General features: G+C 67.3%; 18 protein-coding genes and 1 pseudogene. 13 read left to right on the forward strand and 6 right to left on the reverse strand.

The window, feature by feature from the left end:
* Nucleotides 1–321: 321 nt before the first annotated feature.
* Nucleotides 322–468: a hypothetical protein gene (locus L6Q67_RS20815; RefSeq protein WP_296574305.1), complete on the reverse strand. Its 147-nt coding sequence runs from the start codon at nt 466–468 to the stop codon at nt 322–324.
* 287 nt (nt 469–755) lie between these two features.
* Between L6Q67_RS20815 and L6Q67_RS20820 the strand changes: the two genes are divergently transcribed.
* The 4 genes from L6Q67_RS20820 (at nt 756) to L6Q67_RS20835 (ending at nt 3,609) form a co-directional block, all read left to right on the forward strand.
* Entirely contained in the window at nt 756–1,862 is a 1,107-nt protein-coding gene (locus L6Q67_RS20820; RefSeq protein ID WP_296574308.1) for an alcohol dehydrogenase catalytic domain-containing protein, read from the forward strand.
* 37 nt (nt 1,863–1,899) lie between these two features.
* Nucleotides 1,900–2,436, forward strand: a complete 537-nt coding sequence (locus L6Q67_RS20825; RefSeq protein ID WP_296574311.1) for a cupin domain-containing protein — start codon at nt 1,900–1,902, stop codon at nt 2,434–2,436.
* 109 nt (nt 2,437–2,545) lie between these two features.
* Nucleotides 2,546–3,124, forward strand: coding sequence for a transglutaminase family protein (locus L6Q67_RS20830; RefSeq protein ID WP_296574313.1), 579 nt, complete (start codon nt 2,546–2,548; stop codon nt 3,122–3,124).
* Nucleotides 3,125–3,165: 41 nt separating this feature from the next.
* Complete coding sequence (locus tag L6Q67_RS20835; RefSeq protein WP_296574314.1) at nt 3,166–3,609, forward strand: DUF2127 domain-containing protein; 444 nt, start codon at nt 3,166–3,168, stop codon at nt 3,607–3,609.
* Between the two features lie 42 nt (nt 3,610–3,651).
* On the opposite strand, the gene L6Q67_RS20840 is transcribed toward L6Q67_RS20835, so the two are convergent.
* The 3 genes from L6Q67_RS20840 to L6Q67_RS20850 are packed head-to-tail and all read right to left on the reverse strand — an operon-like array spanning nt 3,652 to nt 4,995.
* The gene (locus L6Q67_RS20840; RefSeq protein WP_296574316.1) at nt 3,652–4,131 is read right to left on the reverse strand and encodes a hypothetical protein; all 480 of its coding nucleotides are present in this window, start codon (nt 4,129–4,131) and stop codon (nt 3,652–3,654) included.
* Entirely contained in the window at nt 4,128–4,760 is a 633-nt protein-coding gene (locus L6Q67_RS20845) for a hypothetical protein (RefSeq protein WP_296574319.1), read from the reverse strand. Before L6Q67_RS20845 ends, L6Q67_RS20840 begins: the two co-directional genes overlap by 4 nt.
* A gap of 43 nt (nt 4,761–4,803) precedes the next feature.
* The gene (locus L6Q67_RS20850) at nt 4,804–4,995 is read right to left on the reverse strand and encodes a hypothetical protein (RefSeq protein WP_296574322.1); all 192 of its coding nucleotides are present in this window, start codon (nt 4,993–4,995) and stop codon (nt 4,804–4,806) included.
* A gap of 227 nt (nt 4,996–5,222) precedes the next feature.
* Here L6Q67_RS20850 and L6Q67_RS20855 point away from each other — a divergent pair, with 227 nt between their 5' ends.
* Nucleotides 5,223–7,208, forward strand: a complete 1,986-nt coding sequence (locus L6Q67_RS20855; protein WP_296574325.1) for a tetratricopeptide repeat protein — start codon at nt 5,223–5,225, stop codon at nt 7,206–7,208.
* A gap of 142 nt (nt 7,209–7,350) precedes the next feature.
* Here L6Q67_RS20855 and L6Q67_RS20860 read toward each other — a convergent pair whose 3' ends face one another.
* Nucleotides 7,351–9,117, reverse strand: a complete 1,767-nt coding sequence (locus L6Q67_RS20860) for a PQQ-dependent methanol/ethanol family dehydrogenase (protein ID WP_296574328.1) — start codon at nt 9,115–9,117, stop codon at nt 7,351–7,353.
* 553 nt (nt 9,118–9,670) lie between these two features.
* Here L6Q67_RS20860 and L6Q67_RS20865 point away from each other — a divergent pair.
* The 8 genes and pseudogenes from L6Q67_RS20865 to L6Q67_RS20900 form a co-directional block, all read left to right on the forward strand.
* Entirely contained in the window at nt 9,671–10,420 is a 750-nt protein-coding gene (locus L6Q67_RS20865) for a quinoprotein dehydrogenase-associated SoxYZ-like carrier (protein ID WP_296574466.1), read from the forward strand.
* Nucleotides 10,417–11,373 (forward strand): quinoprotein relay system zinc metallohydrolase 1, encoded by a 957-nt coding sequence (locus L6Q67_RS20870; protein WP_296574333.1) that lies wholly within the window; start codon nt 10,417–10,419, stop codon nt 11,371–11,373. Before L6Q67_RS20865 ends, L6Q67_RS20870 begins: the two co-directional genes overlap by 4 nt.
* Entirely contained in the window at nt 11,370–12,173 is an 804-nt protein-coding gene (locus L6Q67_RS20875; RefSeq protein WP_296574336.1) for an energy transducer TonB, read from the forward strand. Before L6Q67_RS20870 ends, L6Q67_RS20875 begins: the two co-directional genes overlap by 4 nt.
* On the forward strand, nt 12,170–13,618 hold the full coding sequence (locus L6Q67_RS20880; protein WP_296574340.1) for an ATP-binding protein: 1,449 nt from the start codon (nt 12,170–12,172) through the stop codon (nt 13,616–13,618). The genes L6Q67_RS20875 and L6Q67_RS20880 overlap by 4 nt, the downstream gene beginning before the upstream one ends.
* Nucleotides 13,615–14,262 (forward strand): response regulator transcription factor, encoded by a 648-nt coding sequence (locus tag L6Q67_RS20885; protein WP_296574343.1) that lies wholly within the window; start codon nt 13,615–13,617, stop codon nt 14,260–14,262. Before L6Q67_RS20880 ends, L6Q67_RS20885 begins: the two co-directional genes overlap by 4 nt.
* Nucleotides 14,263–14,296: 34 nt before the next feature.
* A complete protein-coding gene (locus L6Q67_RS20890) occupies nt 14,297–14,815 on the forward strand; it encodes an SRPBCC family protein (protein WP_296574345.1) in 519 nt (172 codons plus the stop codon).
* A 15-nt stretch (nt 14,816–14,830) separates the two neighbouring features.
* Nucleotides 14,831–16,921: a 4Fe-4S binding protein gene (locus L6Q67_RS20895; protein WP_296574348.1), complete on the forward strand. Its 2,091-nt coding sequence runs from the start codon at nt 14,831–14,833 to the stop codon at nt 16,919–16,921.
* A 303-nt stretch (nt 16,922–17,224) separates the two neighbouring features.
* Nucleotides 17,225–17,449: pseudogene (locus tag L6Q67_RS20900) on the forward strand (methyl-accepting chemotaxis protein); the annotation flags it as partial.
* 138 nt (nt 17,450–17,587) lie between these two features.
* Here L6Q67_RS20900 and L6Q67_RS20905 read toward each other — a convergent pair.
* Nucleotides 17,588–18,289 carry a pirin family protein gene (locus L6Q67_RS20905; protein WP_296574351.1) on the reverse strand — a complete coding sequence of 234 codons (702 nt, stop codon included), beginning with the start codon at nt 18,287–18,289 and terminating at the stop codon, nt 17,588–17,590.
* Nucleotides 18,290–18,354: the final 65 nt, after the last annotated feature.

Below are 18,354 nucleotides of genomic sequence, written 5' to 3' on the forward strand. Positions count from 1 at the left end.
GGCGCTGGATATGAAAACGCCGGCTGAGGCATTCGCTTTAGCAGCGTGACCTGTGCAGGATTTGGTGGGTCAATACAAACCGATATTCAGGTTGGTGTAGCTGACGCCGAAGCGCTTCACGCCGCCAACAAGGCGTGCGTACTGACGGTCGTAGCGGGAATGAACCACGTCATGAAGAGCGTTCCCCTTGATCGCCAGGAGCAGATCGCCTCATACGGTAACCCTGCCCTTCCACTTGACACCGATTTTACCGAGGCACTCGCACGCTTCTTTTCCGCAAAGCAAGTGCAGGCTGCATTCGGAGCGCCGCGCTAACGATGCTCACCCCACATCTTCCGGCGCGTGGCATCGTTGTTGGCAGCGCTTCAGGTGGGCAACGTCAATTACCTCATCACAGGAAACAAGGACTTGCTCGTCTTCGGTGATCGCTACACCGTCATCTCCCCAGCTGATTTCTGAATGCAGCATGGCGGACTCTGACCAAAGCGCCCACACACCCACGCCCGACCAGACCAAGATCTCCACACCTCCTGCCCACGCGGCTCCCCCGCCCACCCCACACTTTCCGTGCACCGCCGGGATAAACCCGTCAGCCTCCGGAGCGCATGCCGGTGACGGAAAGGCGAGCATAGTCGCCGGGGATGCACTCGCCTATCGGGGCGGGTGTCGCAGATTCTGCCTGGGCGTGTGCCCTCCCCTGGCTGGCCCGCCATTCCCGTGCGGCCAGAACCGCAACCACCCGAGGAGGAGACACCATGAGCATGATGCGGGCTGCGCGCTTGCACGAGATCGGCGGCAGGTTTTCCATTGATCAAATTCCCGTTCCCACGCCAGCCAGGCACGAGGTACTGGTAAAAGTTGAGGCCTGCGGGCTGATTCCCAACCTGCGCAACGTGGTTACCCACTTTCCGAGCTGGTATCCCTTTCTGCCGCTGCCGGCGCTGCCGGCCACCTTCGGCCTGGACAGTGCCGGCACGGTGGCGGCGGTGGGCGACGGCGTCACCGCCTGGAAGCCGGGCGACCGGGTGTATGTGAACCCGGGCATCGGCTGCGGTGAATGCCGTTACTGCAGGCAGGGCGAGCCGACGCGCTGCGACAGCTATACCTTCATGGGCTACTTCGGTTTCGGCCCGGGCTCCCAGGCGATCTTCGAGCGCTACCCCCATGCGGGCTACGGCGAGTACCTGACCGCACCGGCGACCAACCTGGTACGCCTCCCCGACACGCTGAGTGCAGCCCAGGCAGCCCGCCTCGGCTACCTGGGCACTGCCTATTCGGCGATCCGCAAGTCGGCCCTGCGCCCCAGCCAGAGCCTGCTGATCCTCGGTGCCACCGGCACCCTGGGGGTGGGCGCGACGCTGCTTGCGCTGGCTTTCGGTGCCGCCCGGGTGCTGGTTGTTGCGCGGGATCGCGCGGCACTGGAGCACCTGGTCGCGCTGGACCCGCAACGCGTGGTGCCGGTGGTGCTGGGCGAAGGCGGGATCGCCGAGCAGGCGCGCCGGCATCTGCCCGACGGTGTCGACGCGATGCTGGACACCCTGGGGGCGAAGGCACCTGCCGAGCTGTCGGTCGACGCCATGGGCGCGGTGGCCCGGGGCGGGCGCATCGTGCAGATCGGCGGCGTGGCCGGCCCCATTCCCATCGACCCGCACCCCTTCATGTGCGCCCAACTGCAGTACATCGGCTCCCTGTGGTTCACCCCGACTGAAGGAGAGGAGCTGGTGGGCATGATCGGCGCCGGTCTCGTGGACCTGGGCCTGCTGGAGCCTCGCGCCTATCCGCTGGAGCAGCTCAACGAAGCCCTCGCGGCGGTCGAGTCCCAGGCCAACGGCTTCACCAACTTCCATATCACCCACGCCTGAGCGGCCCGGCACGCCTTAGCCCAAAAAGGAGAACCCGATGCAAACCACGAGAATCGTCACCGGCCACGATGCCGATGGCCACGCCGACTTTGCCCTGCAAGCACCACTCACCCATGGCACCTTCCAACACCACCCCGGCTTCGTCGTCAATCTGGTCTGGCAGACCGGGGCACAACCCGGCATTCCCGCAAGCCCGTCCGATCCGGTGGTGGCGGTGGAGTCCGTCCTTCCGCAGCCTGGCGGCACCACCGCCATGGTGGTGAGCTTCCCTCCCGACAGCGTGATGAGCGCCCCCCACTTCGACCCCGCCGCGGCGGGAATGGAGTTTGCACAGAGGCTACCCGGCCTCGCCGAGAGCTTCGACCCCGACGGCTCGGGCTTCCACCAGACGGATACGATGGACTACGGCGTGGTGCTGGAAGGCGAGATCTGGCTGGATCTCGATGACGGGCGCGAACGCCATCTGAAGGCGGGTGACGTGGTCGTGCAGCTCGGCACCCGGCATGCCTGGCGCAACCGCAGCGAGCAAGCGGCGCGCATGTTCTTCGTGCTGATCGGCGCCACCCGCGGCTGATTGCACTCCGCCAAGGCCCAGCCCGATCTGCTATCGTCTCTTCGGGCTGTGGCCTCTGGCGACCCGGCGCGCAGCCCCTACCTTTCAAAACAGTTCCAGAAGAGCCCCCATGCAGCGCTTTCTCTCCCCCAGCAAATACATCGACTTCGAAGACTCTCAGGTTGCAGCACTCGCGCGTGATCTGGCACGGGATGCAAGCTCCGAAAGGGATCTGGTCCGTCGCTGCTTCGAGTTCGTCCGGGATGAAATTCGGCATAGCTCCGACTTCAAGCTCAACCCGGTCACATGCAAGGCGTCGGACGTCCTGCGCTACCGAACGGGTTACTGCTATGCCAAGAGCCATCTGCTCGCGGCCGTGCTGAGGGCCAATCGCATCCCGACAGGCCTCTGCTATCAGCGCCTGTCCGTTGGAGACGAGGGTGCCCCCTACTGCCTCCACGGCTTGAACGCCGTCTATCTGCAGGACCACGGGTGGTACCGAATCGATGCCAGGGGAAACAAACCTGGCATCGATGCCCGGTTCTGCCCTCCAGACGAAGCACTTGCGTTCCCCATCAGGGAAGCCCGGGAGCGCGATCTGCCCGAAATCTGGGCCGAACCCCTGGCTCCCGTCATCGAGGTTCTCGAGCGCCATGATCGCTACGACCAGGTGCTTGCCAACCTCCCCGATGTCCCACTCGCCTTCTGACAACACGGTAGGGCATACGGGCAAACGAGTCAGACGCCTCCATGAACCGCGCGATCCGGTTTGTTGCGCTGTTTGAAGCCCTCAAGGGGCTGGTCGTGCTGCTTGCGGGGACAGGGCTGCTGAGCCTCGTGCACAAGGACTTGCACGCACTGGTGCTGTCATTGGTCCAGCACGCCCACCTCAACCCGGCCGGGCACTACCCGCAGATATTCCTAGACGCCGCAAACAACATCCATGCGTCGCGCCTGCTCATGCTGGCCGCTGGAGCCCTGGCCTACTCGGCCCTGCGCTTTGTGGAGGCGTTCGGCCTGTACTACCGACGCGCTTGGGCCGAAATGCTGGCCGCCGCCAGTGGCGGCATTTACCTGCCTTTCGAGCTCCTGTCCTTCCTTCAGGAGAGCACATTTCTCCACGCCAGCCTGTTGCTCGCCAATGCAGTGGTTGTGTACGTGATGGTCGTCGCCCTGATGCGCAGGCGTGGCTGACGGTAGCCAGCCCGTTTCTGCGACGATCAGACCACCAGCTAACTAATTGGAATCAGCCGGGCACTTCCAGCCCGCAATCCAGCGTCGCAACTCTTCAACATTCACTTTCGGCGCGGCCTGAACACAGGCGCAGACACGCCCTGACTCCAGCAACCCGATGGCCGCCCAGGAGCCCACCTCGAGTTTGCGCGCCTCCACGCCCGGGAGCCGGACGGTAGCGACCTGCCCCGCGTTATGTGGCCCCTGCTCGTCAAAGATGAAACTGACGTCCGTTGCTTCGGGCAACGCATTGGCCACTGAAGGCGACGCGAGGATGCCAAAAAACCCTTTTGAAGCCGGTTTGATGGATTGCACTTTGACCAGCGCAGCCATATCGCTGGTCCGACCCGCGGGCCATTCCCATTTCAGCTCCAGGCTACTGGATGCCATACAAGCACCTCCAACTAAAGCAAACACGGCCACGCTGCTGCGTGGCTTCGCGATGGCAGAACAGCATCGCACAAACCAGCTCTGCAGCTTCATGGCGTGACCGGCTCTATGGTCAGCATATAGCCCGATCCCAAGGTCGAAAACCCGACATATCCCGAGGCCACAGTGACCTTCCCGTTCTTCTCGATACACAACTGCTTGTAGAGATTGTTTGGCGTATCCAGCCCGGGAATTCCGGCACTCAAGATGCCCGCCTTGCGAAACGCCTGCGAGGCATGTGTCGAACAGTTCCACCCCAGGATCTGAAAGCTGCCCGGATCTTTGGTCATGTCTTGCCACGCGCCATCAAACAAGGCTGCCTCAGCGGCCGAAACCTGGACGAGCAGCACCGTGGAAACCGTCTTGGTCGCCTTGGCCACCGCAACATCCACATAGTTGGCGCGGTTGCGTGCCAACCCGGCCTGGTCGTACACCACGCCGGTCATGCCCATACCGGACGAATTCGAGAAGTTGGCGCTCGATTTGCTGGACGCCCCGCTGCCAGAGGAGCCGCCACCGGAACTGCCGGTATTTCCGCTGCCAAAGAACCCCACCGGCGCACCGTTCGAAAGAATGCAGTCAGCATGCTGCGCAAAGACACTGGGGTCATCCTCGTGCGACGACTTCCCCCGAACAACGAGACCCACACGATCGCCTCCGGCGAAGATCACGTTGAGAGCCATTTCTTTTTTCCTTTATGAAAAAGACATCACGATCAATCAACGCCTAATTGACCTTCGGACGCGCCGCGCAATAGGGCTCGAAATAGGTTTCGGGGATACGCTTGTTGCTGGCCCAGTCCAGGCCCGCAGTGTTCTCGGTGGCACTCCCGCCGGAGAGCCGCATCCGACCCGAGTGAAGCACCTTGCAGGCCAACGGCAGCCGTGCAAGAAACCGCCTGAAAAAGTCGGAGATCATGGATCGGACGTCCTCATGAGCGCACAGAATGCTGCCGGCCCGGCGTGGCTCGGTCTTTCTGCCAGCAGGCATATTCGAATGCCGCCGCTGATTTTGCAACACCATTTTTCACATCGCGCTGCTCGTCCAGCCGACCTCCCCCTCGCGCTTGTCAGCGCCACCGACGGCCAACTAAGATTCATAAGACCCTTGGCAGGTCGCCCACCTCCACTCCCGGAAAGCCCCCGATGAAACTCCATGCCTTCGTGGCCATGCCCTTCGGCAGCAAGCTGAATGACAAGGGCGAGCAGATCGATTTCAACCGTGTCTTCGATGAACTGATCAAGCCGGCCCTGGAGGATGCAGGCCTGGAGGTGCTGAGGGCCGACAAGGAGCAGCGGGCCGGGGACATTCGCCTGGACATGTTCCAGGAGCTGCTGATGGCCGATCTGGTGGTGGCCGACCTGAGCATCGACAACCCCAACGTATGGTACGAACTGGGCGTACGCCATGCCCTGCGGGCCCGCGGGGTGATCCTCGTGCAGGGGCCGCGGGGCACCAAGCCCTTCGACATCTACACCGACCGCAAACTGAGCTACCACCTCAAGGACGGCGCGCCCGACCCAACCCACCTGGCCGACGACCGCAAGGCCATCACCGACATGACCATCGCCACCCTGGCGGCCTGGCACGAGCGGCCGGTAAGCCCGGTGTATGGGCTCCTCCCCAATCTGCAGGAGCCCGACTGGAAGACCCTGCGCATCGGTGCGGTGCGTGAGTATTGGCAGCGCCACGACACCTGGGCCGCGCTCATCGAAAAAGCCCGCAAGGCCGGCCGGCCGGAGGATGTACTGGTGCTGGCCGACGAGGCGCCGGTCACCGCCCTGCGGGTGGAGGCCCGGCTCAAGGCCGGCACCGCCCTGCTCAAGGGCCGGCACTACACCTACGCCCTGGAGCAATTCGAGCAGGCCCTCGGCTTCGACCCCGCCAACCTGGAAGCGGCCCGCCAGCGCGGCATCTGCCTGCAGCGCCTGAAGCGGCCCGACGAAGCCCGCGAGGTCTACGAAGCCCTCCTCGCCGAGCACCCGGACGACGTCGAAACCCTGTCGCTTCTCGCCCGCCTCGACAAGGATGCGTGGATGGACGCCTGGAACCGCCCGGAGCACAGCCCCGAGAAGAAGCGTGAAGACGCCGCCTACGAGGAGGCCCTGCTGAAGGCGGCCATCGCCGGCTACGCCCGGGCCTTTCGCACCGCGCCCGGCCACTACTACTCGGGCATCAATGCCGTCACCCTGATGCACCTCCACCGGCACCTCACCAACAAGCCCGACTTCGATGCCGAGGCAGGCGCCATGGCCGGCGGGGTGGCCTGGGCCGCCGCCTGCGAGCGATCCCCGGCCCAGCGCTTCTGGGCCGCTGCCACCCTGGGCGACCTGGCCGTGCTCGGCGGCAACGCCGACGAGGTGAAGAACGCCTACCAGGCCGCCATCGCCCTTGCCGACAAGGACTGGTTCGCCCTGGATGCCTGCCTGGCCCAGCTGCGGCTGCTGGCCAGCCTGGGCTTCCGGCCCGACGAGGTCGGTGCGGGCGTCACCACCTTCGAACGGGCCCTCATCCGGCTGGCCCCCCCCACCGACAAGGGCTGGCAGCCGCGCAAGGTATTCCTCTTTTCCGGGCACATGATCGACAGCCCCACCCGCCCCACGCCGCGCTTCCCGGCCGACAAGGAACCCATCGCCGCCCAGGCCATCGCCGATGCCCTGACCCGCCTCGGCGCCGGCAAGGACGACCTGGCCATCACCCAGGGCGCCTCGGGCGGCGACCTGCTGTTCGCCGAAGCCTGCCTCGCCCTGGGCATGCATGTGCAGTTGCTGCTGCCCCTGCCCGAAGCCGATTTCATCGAACAGTCCGTTCTCCCCGCCACCAACGGCGACGTCTGGCGCGAGCGCTTCCTTGCCGTACGCGACCACGCCCTCACCCTGCCCAACCGGATCATGCCGGAGGTCCTCGGCCCCTTGCCCAGAGACGCGTCCGGCAAGCCGATGAGCCCCTTCGAACGCTGCAACCACTGGCTGCTGCACAGCACCCTGTCCCTGGGCGTCAGGCGTGGCTACATGATCTGCCTGTGGAACGGCAGTGGCGGCGACGGCCCCGGCGGCACCGAACACATGGTTCGCGAAGTGAAGCAACGCACCGGCCAGGTGGTCTGGCTGGATACCCGCGAGCTCTGGTAATCCGTCTCCTCAAAGGACGCCGACTCACCCTGGCAATGAAAACGGCCCCCTCGAGAGGGGGCCGCTACCCCGCAGCAGTGAAGCCGCGGGGAGGTTTCAGCCGGTACAGCCCGAAAAGCCGGACTGTACCGGGCAAGCACAATTACTTGCCGTTGTGCAGCTTGAACACCCACACGGAACCGCCCTGCTCCAGGAAGTTCACGCGACGGGCCACGTCGCCGCCCCACAGGGGAACAGCGCCGCCCCAGCCGGACACCACGGCCACGTACTGCTCGCCGCCTTCCATCCAGGTAACCGGGGGAGCCACCACGCCGGAGCCGGTCTGGAAGGACCAGACTTCCTTGCCGGTCTTGGCATCCAGCGCCTTCAGGTAGCCTTCGGGGGTACCGTAGAAGGTCAGGTTGCCGCCGGTGGTCAGGACACCGCCCCACAGGGGAGCGAAGTTCTTGTTTTCCCACACGATCTTGCCGGTGGTCGGATCCACGGCGCGCAGGGAGCCGATGTAGTCGTCGTGCAGGGCCTTGATGGTGAAGCCGGCGCCCAGGTAAGCCGCACCGCGCTTGTAGGAGACGGGCTCGTTCCAGATGTCCATGCCCCACTCGTTGGCCGGCACGTAGAACAGGCCGGTCTGCGGGTTGTAGGCGATCTGCTGCTGGTTCTTGCCGCCCAGGAAGGACGGAGCGGCGAAGACGTTCTTGCCCTTCTTGCCATCCGCGCTGCCGGACGGGTCGCCAGGACGGTTCTCATCCACGTAGATGGGACGGCCGGTGTTCATGTCGAAGCCCTTGGCCCAGGTGATGTCCTTGACGAAGGGGAAGATGTTCAGCGGCTTGCCGTTGGTACGGTCGAGCACGAAGAAGAAGCCGTTACGGTCAGCCTTGCCGCCCGCCTTGATGACCTTGCCGGTCTTCGGATCCTTGTAGTCGAAGGACACGAATTCGTTCACACCGTCAAAGTCCCAGCCGTCGTGGGGGGTGGTCTGGTAGTGCCAGACAATCTTGCCGGTATCCGGGTCGATGGCCACGGTGGCGGAGGAGAACAGGTTGTCGCCGGGGCGCAGGTGGCTGTTCCACGGAGCCGGGTTGCCGGTGCCCGCGAAGACCAGGTTGGTCTCGGGGTCGTAGGTGGCGCCGTTCCAGGTGGCCGCACCGCCGGTCTTCCACAGGTCGCCGGTCCAGGTGGCGTTGAGGGTACCGGAGATGCCGTTCTCGACCTTCTCGCCGTTCACCCACTTGTAGCCCATGTGGCCTTCAACGGTGGGACGCATCCACACCATCTTGCCGGTCTTGGCATCGCGGGCTTCCATACGGCCCTGCACGCCGAATTCGCCACCGGACACACCGGTGATGACCAGGCCCTTGACGATCAGCGGTGCCGCAGTGGCGGAGTAGCCGGCGGCGTAGTCGTCGATCTTCTCCTTCCACACGACCTTGCCGGTGTCCTTGTTCAGGGCCACCAGCTGGGCGTCGAGGGTGGCGAAGATCACCACGTCGCCATACAGGGCAGCGCCACGGTTGATCACGTCACAGCAGGGCATGATGCCTTCGGGCAGGCGGTGCTCGTACTTCCACAGCTTCTTGCCGGTCTTGGCATCCAGGGCAAAGATGCGGCTGTAGGAAGCGGTCACGAACATCTTGCCGTCGTGGATCAGCGGCTGGGATTCCTGGCCGCGCTGCTTCTCGCCACCAAAGGAGAAGGACCACACCGGGACCAGGTTCTTGACGGTCTTGACGTTGACCTTGTCCAGGGGGCTGAAGCGCTGACCCTGCTGGCCCAGGCCGAAGTGGGTGACATCGCCAGTGGTCTTGGCGTCGTTGGCAATGTCGGCGTCCGTGACTTCCTTGGCGTGGACCGAACCGGCCACCATCAGGGCGGCCGCGATCAGGCTCAACGCAAACGGCTTTTTCATTGTTTTGCTCCTTTGGATCATTGAATGTCTCCTTCGAGAAGGTGCTTAAGCGCTACCTGGGGCGGCCACCTCCCGGCCCAACCAGGTCGTGCAGCGCTTTCCCTGCGCAAGAGCTGTGCCAAAGGCTTGGCGCCGGGCCGGAAAATAGATCGACCGGGAAAAATTCCCGATAGAAAACGGGAAGTTGGCTCTGGTCGAAAACACGTTCGAATGGGAAAAATAAAGCCAGCCTGGGCCATTCCGCCCACTTGATGCTTCATTCCACACCAACTGCTCCAAGCTGGAGCACCCCGAAGCAGGACAGGCGCGACAGATGTACCACCTGCGACAGATGTCCGCAGCGCAGAACTCGCCGGTCCCTGGCACCACGGTCCACGCAAACCCTTGTCCCCCGCGCTGAAACCCGCTTCCGGCTGCCAGGCCGTCGACTTCCCGGGCAGTGGCACAGCTCTTGCAGCGCCTTTCACAGCAAACAGAGCGCGCCGCCACCGGCAGGCCGCCGTCAGGAGACAGAATGAAGAAGCAAGCCCTCGCGGCCCTCACGGCCCTGTGGATGGCCTGTGCCTGCAGCGCAGGTCACGCCGCCGCCCCTGCCGAGCGCCGTACCGACCCCCTCGATTCGCCCCGCTGGGCCGACATGCGCAAGGAGATGTTTCCGGCGACGGCCCAGGTCATCTTTGACGATCGGGTCAAGGTCACCGCCCCCCTCACCGCCGAGAACGCCATGAACGTGCCGGTGAGCGTGGACGCCAGCGCCCTGAACGGCGTGCGCGAGGTGCTCGTCTTCGCCGACTTCAACCCCATCGTGCGCATCGTCCGCTTCGAACCCAGCGGCGCCCACGCGGCCCTGGGCTTCCGCATCAAGCTGCAGCAGTCCACCCCGGTTCGCGCCGCGGTGCGCACCGCCGACGGCATCTGGCATGTGGGCGGCACCTGGGTCAATACCGCCGGCGGCGGCTGCACCCTGCCCTCCACGGGCAGCGGCTCGCCCGAATGGCAGAAACGCCTGGGGGAAGTGAGCAGTCGCGTGTGGGCCCGCAAGGAAGGTGGCGAGCGCATCCGTCTGCGCATCATCCACCCCATCGACACCGGCCTCGCCGCCGGCATTCCGGCCTTCTTCCTGCAGGACCTGGACCTCAGCGACGACCAGGGCAAGGCCCTGATGCACATCGAGGGCTTCGAGCCCATCGCCGAGAACCCGGTGTTCACCGTCGACATCCCCGCCACCCGGGCCGCCGCCGCGTACCGGGTCAGCGGCCGCGACAACAACGGCAACGCCATTTCGGCTGCGATCGAAAAATGACCCCCCTCTCCCGCACCGCACGCAGCCTCATTGCCGTCTTCGCCCTCGGCTGGACGGTGCTCCTCGCCGCCGCCGACCGGGACTACGGCCTCACCCCCGTGCGCATTGCCGACGACACCTGGGTGCTGGTCGGGCGCAGCGAGGATTTCAGCTTTGCCAACGGCGGCAACATCGTCAATACCGCCTTCATCGTCACCCAGGCCGGCGTGGTGGTGATCGACAGCGGCCCGTCGCGGGCCTACGGCGAGCAGCTCAAGCGCGCCATCGCCCGCATCACCGACAAGCCGGTGAGCCTGGTGCTCAACACCCACCACCATCCGGACCACTTCCTCGGCAACCAGGCCTTCGCCCCGGCCAGCCTGGCCGCGCTGCCCGCCACCATCAAGGGCATCCACAGCGAAGGCGGCAGCCTCAACGAAAACATGTACCGCCTGGCCGGTGACTGGATGGCCGGCACCGAACCCGTCGCCCCGGCCCGCCCGCTCACCGCCGGCCCCCTGGAGATGGGCGGGCACCGCTTAGAACTGATCGCCCTCGCCGGCCACACCGAGGCCGACCTGGTCATTCTCGACCGCAGCACCGGCGTGCTCTTTGCGGGCGACCTGGTGTTCAACGGTCGCACCCCCACCACGCCCCATGCCGATCTGCCCCGCTGGCAGGCCGCCCTCGATCAGCTCGAGAAGACCTCCTTCACCGCCCTCGTGCCCGGCCACGGCCCGGTGGCCGGCGACACCGGGCCGATCCGCCAGACCCGCACCTGGCTGGCCTGGCTGGACCGCCAGCTGCGCCAGGCGGCCGACGACGGCCTCGACATGACTGAAGTCCTGACCCTGCCGCTGCCGGCGGAATTCCGCGGCCTGGCCGTGGTCGACGCAGAGTACCGCCGCTCCGTGGGCCAGCTCTATCCGGCCTATGAGCAACGTGCCCTTTCCGGCGAACGCCGCAAGCCATGAGCCCCGCCCTGCCGCTGCCCGATACCGCCTGGCCCCGCCCCGCGGCCCTGCCACGCCCGTTGCAGCTGGCCATCGGGCTGTCCATCGGTGTCCATGCCATGGCCTTGCTGGTGCAAGGCAAGGGCCTGCCGCCAGCCCCCGCCACGCCGCCCACCCTCGAAATCGTGCTCCGCACGCCCGCAGCGCTGCCCGCGCCAGTAAGCCCGCCGCCCGTCGCCGAAGTGCGGACACCCCCACCGCCGCCCCGCGTTGAAGCCCCGGCCCGCGCCCCCCAGGTCGCACCGCGCCCGGCCCCCGTGCTGACCCGCCCGCTGGCCCAGGCCCCCAACAACACACCCGCCCTGCGCACCGAGCCCACTCCGGCCCCCACCCCCCTCGCACCCGCCGCCCCTGCCGTCGACACCCCGCCGCCCCCGGCCATCGCCGTAGCGGCCCCGCGGCCAACCCATGTCGAGCCCGCTGCAGTTGCCGCACCCGCCGCCGACGAGGCCCTCGACCCTGCCCTGCTCGAACGCTACGGGCGCAGCCTCTCCAGCCTCTTCGCCCGCCAGCAGAACTACCCCCGGCTGGCCGCCATGCGCGGCTGGGAGGGCGAGGTGCAGGTGCGTGTCACCATCGCCCGCAAGGGCAACATCGTGGCCGCCCAGGTGGTTCGCTCCAGCGGCTTTGAAATCCTCGACCAGAGCGCCATCCAGCTGGTCTCCGGCGCCGGCCAGCTGCCCCGCCCGCCCGAAGCCCTGCAGAACCGCGAGCTCCAGATCGTCGTCCCCGTACTTTTCAAACTGGAGAAACCGGCATGAACGCAGCTGCCTGCTCCCTCCCCTCCGGCCCCGACATCAAGCTCAGCCCCAGCCAGCCCGGCAACGGCCAGTCCCTGCGGCTGCGGGTGAGCCTGGTGCTGACGGCCCTGGCAGCCGCCTTCGTGATCGCCAGCGCCGCCCTGTGGGTGAGCGATGCCCGCACTGCCATCACCGAAGAGATCACCGCCGCCCACCGGGTGGCCGCCCAGTGGCTGGCCGTATCCGCCCAGGGCACCGCCTCCGGCGATCCGGCCTGGACGGAGACCCGGCTCCTCGCCCACCTCAACGCCGTCGGCCGCATCCGCGCCCACCAGCTCGAGGCCCGCGACGAATCGGGCCGCCTGCTGTACACCTCGCCGCCCTCCGCCTACAAGCCCGGCCGGGACGCACCCGCCTGGTTCACCCACTGGATGGAGCCCGGCATTCCGGCCATGACCCTGCACGCCGGCAGCCTCACCCTGCACCTGCAGCCCGACCCCTCGCGGGCCCTGATTGACCTGTGGGACGACCTCAGCGCCGCCGCCGCCCGCGCCCTGCTGGCCCTGGCCGGCCTGTTCATCGGTAGCTGGTTCGCCATCCACCACGCCCTCAAGCCCCTTGAAACCGTGATGGCCGCCCTCGACCGCACCGGCCAGGGCAACTTCGACACCCGCCTGCCCACCGACGGCCCGGCCGAACTCGCCCGCCTCGGCCAGGCCTTCAACGGCATGGCCCGGCGCCTCAACGAAGCCGTGGTCGAAAACGTCCGCCTGACCCACGAGCAGGCCGTGGCCCGGGCCATCACCGAGCGCCTCGAGGCCGACCGCCTGGCCATCGCCCGGGATCTCCACGACGAACTCGGCCAGAGCATCACCGCCGTTGCCGCGCTGGCCGGCGCCATCGTCCAGCGCAGCACCGACACTCCGCAGATCCACCAGAGCGCCGAAGTGATTCGCGACGTGGCCTCGCGCATGCAGGGCGACGTGCGCGCCCTGCTCACCCGCCTGCGCCCCCCCGGCAGCGCCCAACGCGAGACCCTCGACGACGCGGTGCGCAGCTACCTCGCCAGCTGGAGCCGCCACCATGCCGACATCGAGCTGTCCACCGAGCTCTTCGCCGGCCCCCAGCCCCTGCCCGACGACATCACCCTGGCCACCCTGCGCATCGTCCAGGAGTCGTGCACCAACATCGTCCGTCACGCCCTGGCCAGCCGGGCCCGGGTGCGCCTGCTGCGCGAGGGCGACACCCTGACCATCGAGATCAGCGACAACGGCCGCGGCATCCTGCCCGCGCCGGGCCAGGCCGGCTTCGGCCTCGCCGGCATGCGCGAACGGGTCATCGGCCTGGCCGGCAGCCTGGAGATCAGCAGCCCGCCGGGCGGCGGCACGCGCATCCGCGCCCGCCTGCCCCTCACCCTGCCGGAGCCCCTTGCCCCGGCCGCCCTCCCGGAAGGCCTCCCCTCATGAGCGCAGCCGCCCCCCTGTCCGCCCTTTCCCTGGTCCTGGCCGACGACCACGCCATCGTGCGCATGGGGTTCCGCCTGCTCCTCGAGGGCGTCGGCGCCCGGGTGCTGGCCGAAGCCGACAGCGGCGAGGCCGCCCAGCAGCGGATGCAGGAACTCGACCCGGATGTGCTGGTGATGGATCTCTCCATGCCCGGCTGCGGCGGCCTCGCCGCGCTGGAGCGCATCCTCGCCCGCAAGCCCGGCCAGAAGGTACTGATCGCCTCGGCCCACGCCGACGCCATCACCGCCGAACGGGCCCTCAAGGCGGGTGCCGCCGGCTACCTGTGCAAGCGCAGCCCCCCCGACGAGTTGCTCAAGGCGGTGGGGCTGGTGGCCGCGGGCCAGCGCTACATCGACCCGGAGATCGCCGCCGCCCTGCGCCGCGCCGACCGCCCGGAGCACCCCGCCGAAGCCCTGACCGACAAGGAATTCAGCGTCTTCCTGCAGCTGGCCCAGGGCCGCTCGGTGGCCGAAGTGGCCGAGACCTTCCACCTCAGCCCCAACACCGTCGGCACCCACCTTTATCACATCAAGCAGAAGCTTGGCGTACAGAACATGGCCGAACTGGCCATGGCGGCCGTGCGTTCCGGCCTGATCGAAGTCTAGGTTTCATCCCCCTTTCCCCAACCGAGAGAGCTCCATGAACAACAAAGCCGCCGTCCTCATCGCCACCCTTGCCATCGCCGCGGCCACCCCGGCCCTGGCTGCCCGTCAGCCCCTCAAGGTCACCGAGCACATCGACATCTCCGCCCCGCCGGCCAAGGTTTGGGAAGCCGTACGCGACTTCGGCAGCCTGGCCTGGCACCCGGCCGTGGGCAGCACCACCCTCGACAAGGGCAGCAAGGACAAGCGCGGCGCCGTACGCACCGTCACCACCAAGGACGGCGCCAAGCTGGTCGAAGAGTTGCTGAGCCACCAGGACTCCACCCGCAGCCTCAAGTACCGCATCATCGACTCGCCCCTGCCGGTGAGCGACTACGTGTCCACCCTCAAGGTCAAGGCAGCCAAGGGCGGCAGCCACGTGGAGTGGTCCTCCACCTTCAAGCGCAAGGACGAGAAGCCCGCCGAGGGGGCCGACAACGCCGGCGCCAAGAAGGCCGTGGCCGGCATCTACACCAGCGGCCTGGGCGCCCTCAAGCAGCAGCTCGAGGCCAAGTAAGCCGGGCACGGCCCCATGCCTGCGCGCCGCCTTCTCCGCTGCGTCGCCGCCGGCATGGGCCTGCTCCTCGCCGGCCCGGCGGCCTGGGCCGGCGATCTGGGCCAGGCCGACATCGCCCGACGCTTCCAGCCGCCCCTGCATGTGGGCGACAAGCTGCGCGACATCCCCGCCTGGCCCATCACCAGCGAACTCGAACCCGAAGCCGGCCCGGTCGCCTGGGCCTTTGAATCCATCGACCTCGCCCCCATCCCGGGCTTCGAGGGCACGCCCATGAACCTGCTGGTCAGCATCGACCGCAAGGGCAACTTCATGGACGTGGAACTGCTGCGCCAGCATGAGCCGGTGTTCCTGTCCGGCCTGGGCGAAGGCCCCCTGCGCGACTTCCTGGCCCAGTACGCCAACAAGAGCCTGAAGCAGGAGATCACCGTCTCCAGCCTCTACGGCAACACCCGGGCCGGCGCCGGGGGCAACCGGGTGGTGCTGGACGGGGTGAGCAAGGCCACCGCCTCGGTGCGCATCGTCAATCAGACCGTCCTCACCTCGGCCCTCGCCGTGGCCCGGGCCCGCCTGGGCTTTGCCGCACCGGCCGAAAAAGGCCCGCTGGCACAGGTCCGGGAGGACGTCTATGAGGCCCGCAGCTTTGATGCGCTGCTCAAGTCCGGCGCCATCGGCCGCCTGCACCTGAGCCATGCCGACGTGGAACAGCGCTTCGCCGGCAGCGACGGCGCCGGGGTCGATGCCGAGGCCCTGGCCCGCCCCGGCGAAACCTTCATCGACCTGTACGTGGCCTACCTCAACGCCCCCACCATCGGCCGGGCCATTCTGGGCGACGCCGGCCACGCCGACCTGATGCGTCGGCTGGAGCCCGGCCAGCACGCCTGGTGGGTGGCCAGCGCCGGGCGCGACGCCTACATCGACGAGAGCTTCACCCGCGGCACCGTACCCGCCCGCCTCGCCTTCAGCCAAGCCGGTGCGCCCGTCGAGCTGCGCGACCTGGACCTGTCGCCCCGCCCGCCCGTCGGGGCCCCGCCCCTCAACGCCGCGCTGGTGCTGCGGGTGCCCCCCATGTCCGGCATCGACCCGGCCAGCCCGGTGCGCTTCGAGCTGACCCTGACCCGGGCCAAGGGCTCCATGCTGCCGGTGATCACCCAGCGCAGCGCCCAGCTCGACTATCAGGCACCGGAGGCCCTGTTCTACCGCCCGCCGGCGCCCCTGCCCGACTGGCTGATCGCCTGGAAGGATCGCGGCGTGGAACTGGGCATCATCGCCGCCTCGCTGGCCCTGCTGTCGTTGGTGCTCGCCCGGCCCCGCTGGATCTCCGTGTCGGCACGCCGCCTGAAGGCCTTCCGCCTCGCCTTCCTGGCCTTTACCCTCGGCTACATCGGCTGGTACGCCCAGGGGCAGCTGTCCATCGTCCAGATCACCGGGGCCATCAAATCCCTCGTCGCCGGCGCCGGGCTTAAGAGCTTTCTCTACGATCCGGTGAGCCTGCTGCTGATCGCCTTCACTCTGGTCAGCTTCGTGGTGTGGGGCCGCGGCACCTTTTGCGGCTGGCTGTGCCCCTTCGGCGCGCTGCAGGAATTTGCCGCCCTGCTCGCCCGTGCCCTGCGCCTGCCCGAACTGAGGCTGCCGGCCCGGCTGGCCGGCGTGCTCGACCGGGGCCGCTTCGTGATCCTGGCCGTCCTCGCTGCCCTGGCCGCGTTCGCCCCCCAATGGGCCGAAAAGGGCGTGGAGGTGGAACCCTTCAAGACCGCCATCACCGTGGGCTTCGACCGCAGCGCACCCTTCGTGGCCTATGCGCTGATCCTGCTGGTGCTGGGCGGCCTGTACTACAAGTTCTTCTGCCGCTACCTGTGCCCCCTGGGCGCCGCCATGGCCCTGGGCGGCAAGCTGCGCCTGCTCGACTGGCTACCCCGCCGCAAGGAATGCGGCCAGCCCTGCCAGACCTGCCGCCACCGCTGCGCCTACGACGCCATCGAGAAGAACGGCGCCATCCGCTACGAGCGCTGCTTCCAGTGCCTCGACTGCGTCGGCATCTACCACGACCCCGGCCGCTGCGCGCCCATCATGCTGCTGCACAAGAAGGACAAGGCCCGGGCGGGCTGAGAAGCCGCACGCGTCAGGGGTCGCCCTTTGTTCAATCAAGCATGGAGCCGCCTGACCGACATATAAGGAAACTCTCATTTTCCTTGGAGCGGTTCGCCACGGACCCCGGCCGCCCAGCAAGCCAAGGAAGGCCAGGGAGATAGCGCCAGGGAAGTCCTCAACAAGGAAGAAACACCCAAGTGGCGCGAGATCCGGGACGTGCTGCTGAAGGAGATCCAGCGCCTCGACGAAACCTCGTCGATCACCCTGGCAGGTGTCGCCACGACGGTGGACGGGCTGTCCCACTCCACCCTCACCATGAGCGAACAGGGACGCGGCTTTGCCGTGGTGGCGGACGAGGTCCGCAAACTGGAGGAACGCACTGGCAACTCGACCCAGGAGACCGCCACCATGATTCAGCGCATCCAGAGCCTGAGCGCTGCGGTGTCCGCAGAAGTGGCCACCAGCAGCAAGGATGTGGCCGAGGGCGCCCGCAGCGCCCTGGAGGCGGGTCAGATTGCGGCCACCGTGGCCGCCTCGGCCCCGTAGGATGACTCCCGCGATGCCTCCACCCGGACTTCGGGCAGGGCCGGCAACAGCCACCGGCCCTGCGGGAGGCGCGATTCTGGAAACTTGTCCGGCAACGGGTTTGCGGCCTATTGCCGCAGCCGCTGGACGCGATGCCCTTCAGGGTGCCAGATCGAAGACCAGAACCTCGGCATCGTGTCCGCCAGCCAGACTCAGCACGGGCTCGTTGGCCAGCAGCAGCGCATCCCCCGCCCGGAGGGGCTGGCCATTGACAGTGAGGGCACCACGCACCAGATACACATAGGCCTTGCGGGCAGGGTCGAGTGCCAGGTGGGCAGACTCGTCGCCATCGAACAGCCCGGCATAGAGGGTCGCGTCCGCGTTCAGGGTCACCGCTCCATCCGCGCCGTCGGGCGCCGCCACCCGGCGCAGGCGGCCACGCTTCTCGGCCTCAGGGAACGACTTTTGCTCGTAACCCGGGGCCAGGCCCACCTGGCGAGGCTCGATCCAGATCTGCAGGAAGTGGGTGGTGGCGTCGGCCGCGTGGTTGAACTCGCTGTGACGCACGCCGGTGCCCGCGCTCATGCGCTGCACCTCGCCCGGCAGAATCGCCGTGCCATTGCCCATGCTGTCCTTGTGGGCCAGGGCGCCGGACAGCACGTAGCTGATGATCTCCATGTCCCGGTGCCCGTGAGTGCCGAAACCACCGCCCGGGGCAATGCGGTCTTCGTTGATGACCAGCAAGTTGCCCCAGCCCATGTGGGCGGGATCGTGGTAGCCGGCGAAGGAGAAACTGTGACGGCTGAGCAGCCAGCCATGGTCGGCAAGGCCGCGGTCTTCGGATCTACGCAGGGTAAGCATTGTCTGACCTCCTGAAATGAAGCCCAGTGTAGCGTCAGCTCCAACGCCGATGATCCAGCGGCTTT

It is taken from the genome of Zoogloea sp., assembly GCF_023150065.1.
GTDB lineage: Bacteria > Pseudomonadota > Gammaproteobacteria > Burkholderiales > Rhodocyclaceae > Zoogloea.

Bases quoted from the DNA above. Each gene is read 5' to 3' on its own strand.
- L6Q67_RS20815 (WP_296574305.1), bottom strand. From the start codon at position 468: ATGCTGCATTCAGAAATCAGCTGGGGAGATGACGGTGTAGCGATCACC.
- L6Q67_RS20820 (WP_296574308.1), top strand. From the start codon at position 756: ATGAGCATGATGCGGGCTGCGCGCTTGCACGAGATCGGCGGCAGGTTT.
- L6Q67_RS20825 (WP_296574311.1), top strand. From the start codon at position 1,900: ATGCAAACCACGAGAATCGTCACCGGCCACGATGCCGATGGCCACGCC.
- L6Q67_RS20830 (WP_296574313.1), top strand. From the start codon at position 2,546: ATGCAGCGCTTTCTCTCCCCCAGCAAATACATCGACTTCGAAGACTCT.
- L6Q67_RS20835 (WP_296574314.1), top strand. From the start codon at position 3,166: ATGAACCGCGCGATCCGGTTTGTTGCGCTGTTTGAAGCCCTCAAGGGG.
- L6Q67_RS20840 (WP_296574316.1), bottom strand. From the start codon at position 4,131: ATGAAGCTGCAGAGCTGGTTTGTGCGATGCTGTTCTGCCATCGCGAAG.
- L6Q67_RS20845 (WP_296574319.1), bottom strand. From the start codon at position 4,760: ATGGCTCTCAACGTGATCTTCGCCGGAGGCGATCGTGTGGGTCTCGTT.
- L6Q67_RS20850 (WP_296574322.1), bottom strand. From the start codon at position 4,995: ATGATCTCCGACTTTTTCAGGCGGTTTCTTGCACGGCTGCCGTTGGCC.
- L6Q67_RS20855 (WP_296574325.1), top strand. From the start codon at position 5,223: ATGAAACTCCATGCCTTCGTGGCCATGCCCTTCGGCAGCAAGCTGAAT.
- L6Q67_RS20860 (WP_296574328.1), bottom strand. From the start codon at position 9,117: ATGAAAAAGCCGTTTGCGTTGAGCCTGATCGCGGCCGCCCTGATGGTG.
- L6Q67_RS20865 (WP_296574466.1), top strand. From the start codon at position 9,671: ATGGCCTGTGCCTGCAGCGCAGGTCACGCCGCCGCCCCTGCCGAGCGC.
- L6Q67_RS20870 (WP_296574333.1), top strand. From the start codon at position 10,417: ATGACCCCCCTCTCCCGCACCGCACGCAGCCTCATTGCCGTCTTCGCC.
- L6Q67_RS20875 (WP_296574336.1), top strand. From the start codon at position 11,370: ATGAGCCCCGCCCTGCCGCTGCCCGATACCGCCTGGCCCCGCCCCGCG.
- L6Q67_RS20880 (WP_296574340.1), top strand. From the start codon at position 12,170: ATGAACGCAGCTGCCTGCTCCCTCCCCTCCGGCCCCGACATCAAGCTC.
- L6Q67_RS20885 (WP_296574343.1), top strand. From the start codon at position 13,615: ATGAGCGCAGCCGCCCCCCTGTCCGCCCTTTCCCTGGTCCTGGCCGAC.
- L6Q67_RS20890 (WP_296574345.1), top strand. From the start codon at position 14,297: ATGAACAACAAAGCCGCCGTCCTCATCGCCACCCTTGCCATCGCCGCG.
- L6Q67_RS20895 (WP_296574348.1), top strand. From the start codon at position 14,831: ATGCCTGCGCGCCGCCTTCTCCGCTGCGTCGCCGCCGGCATGGGCCTG.
- L6Q67_RS20905 (WP_296574351.1), bottom strand. From the start codon at position 18,289: ATGCTTACCCTGCGTAGATCCGAAGACCGCGGCCTTGCCGACCATGGC.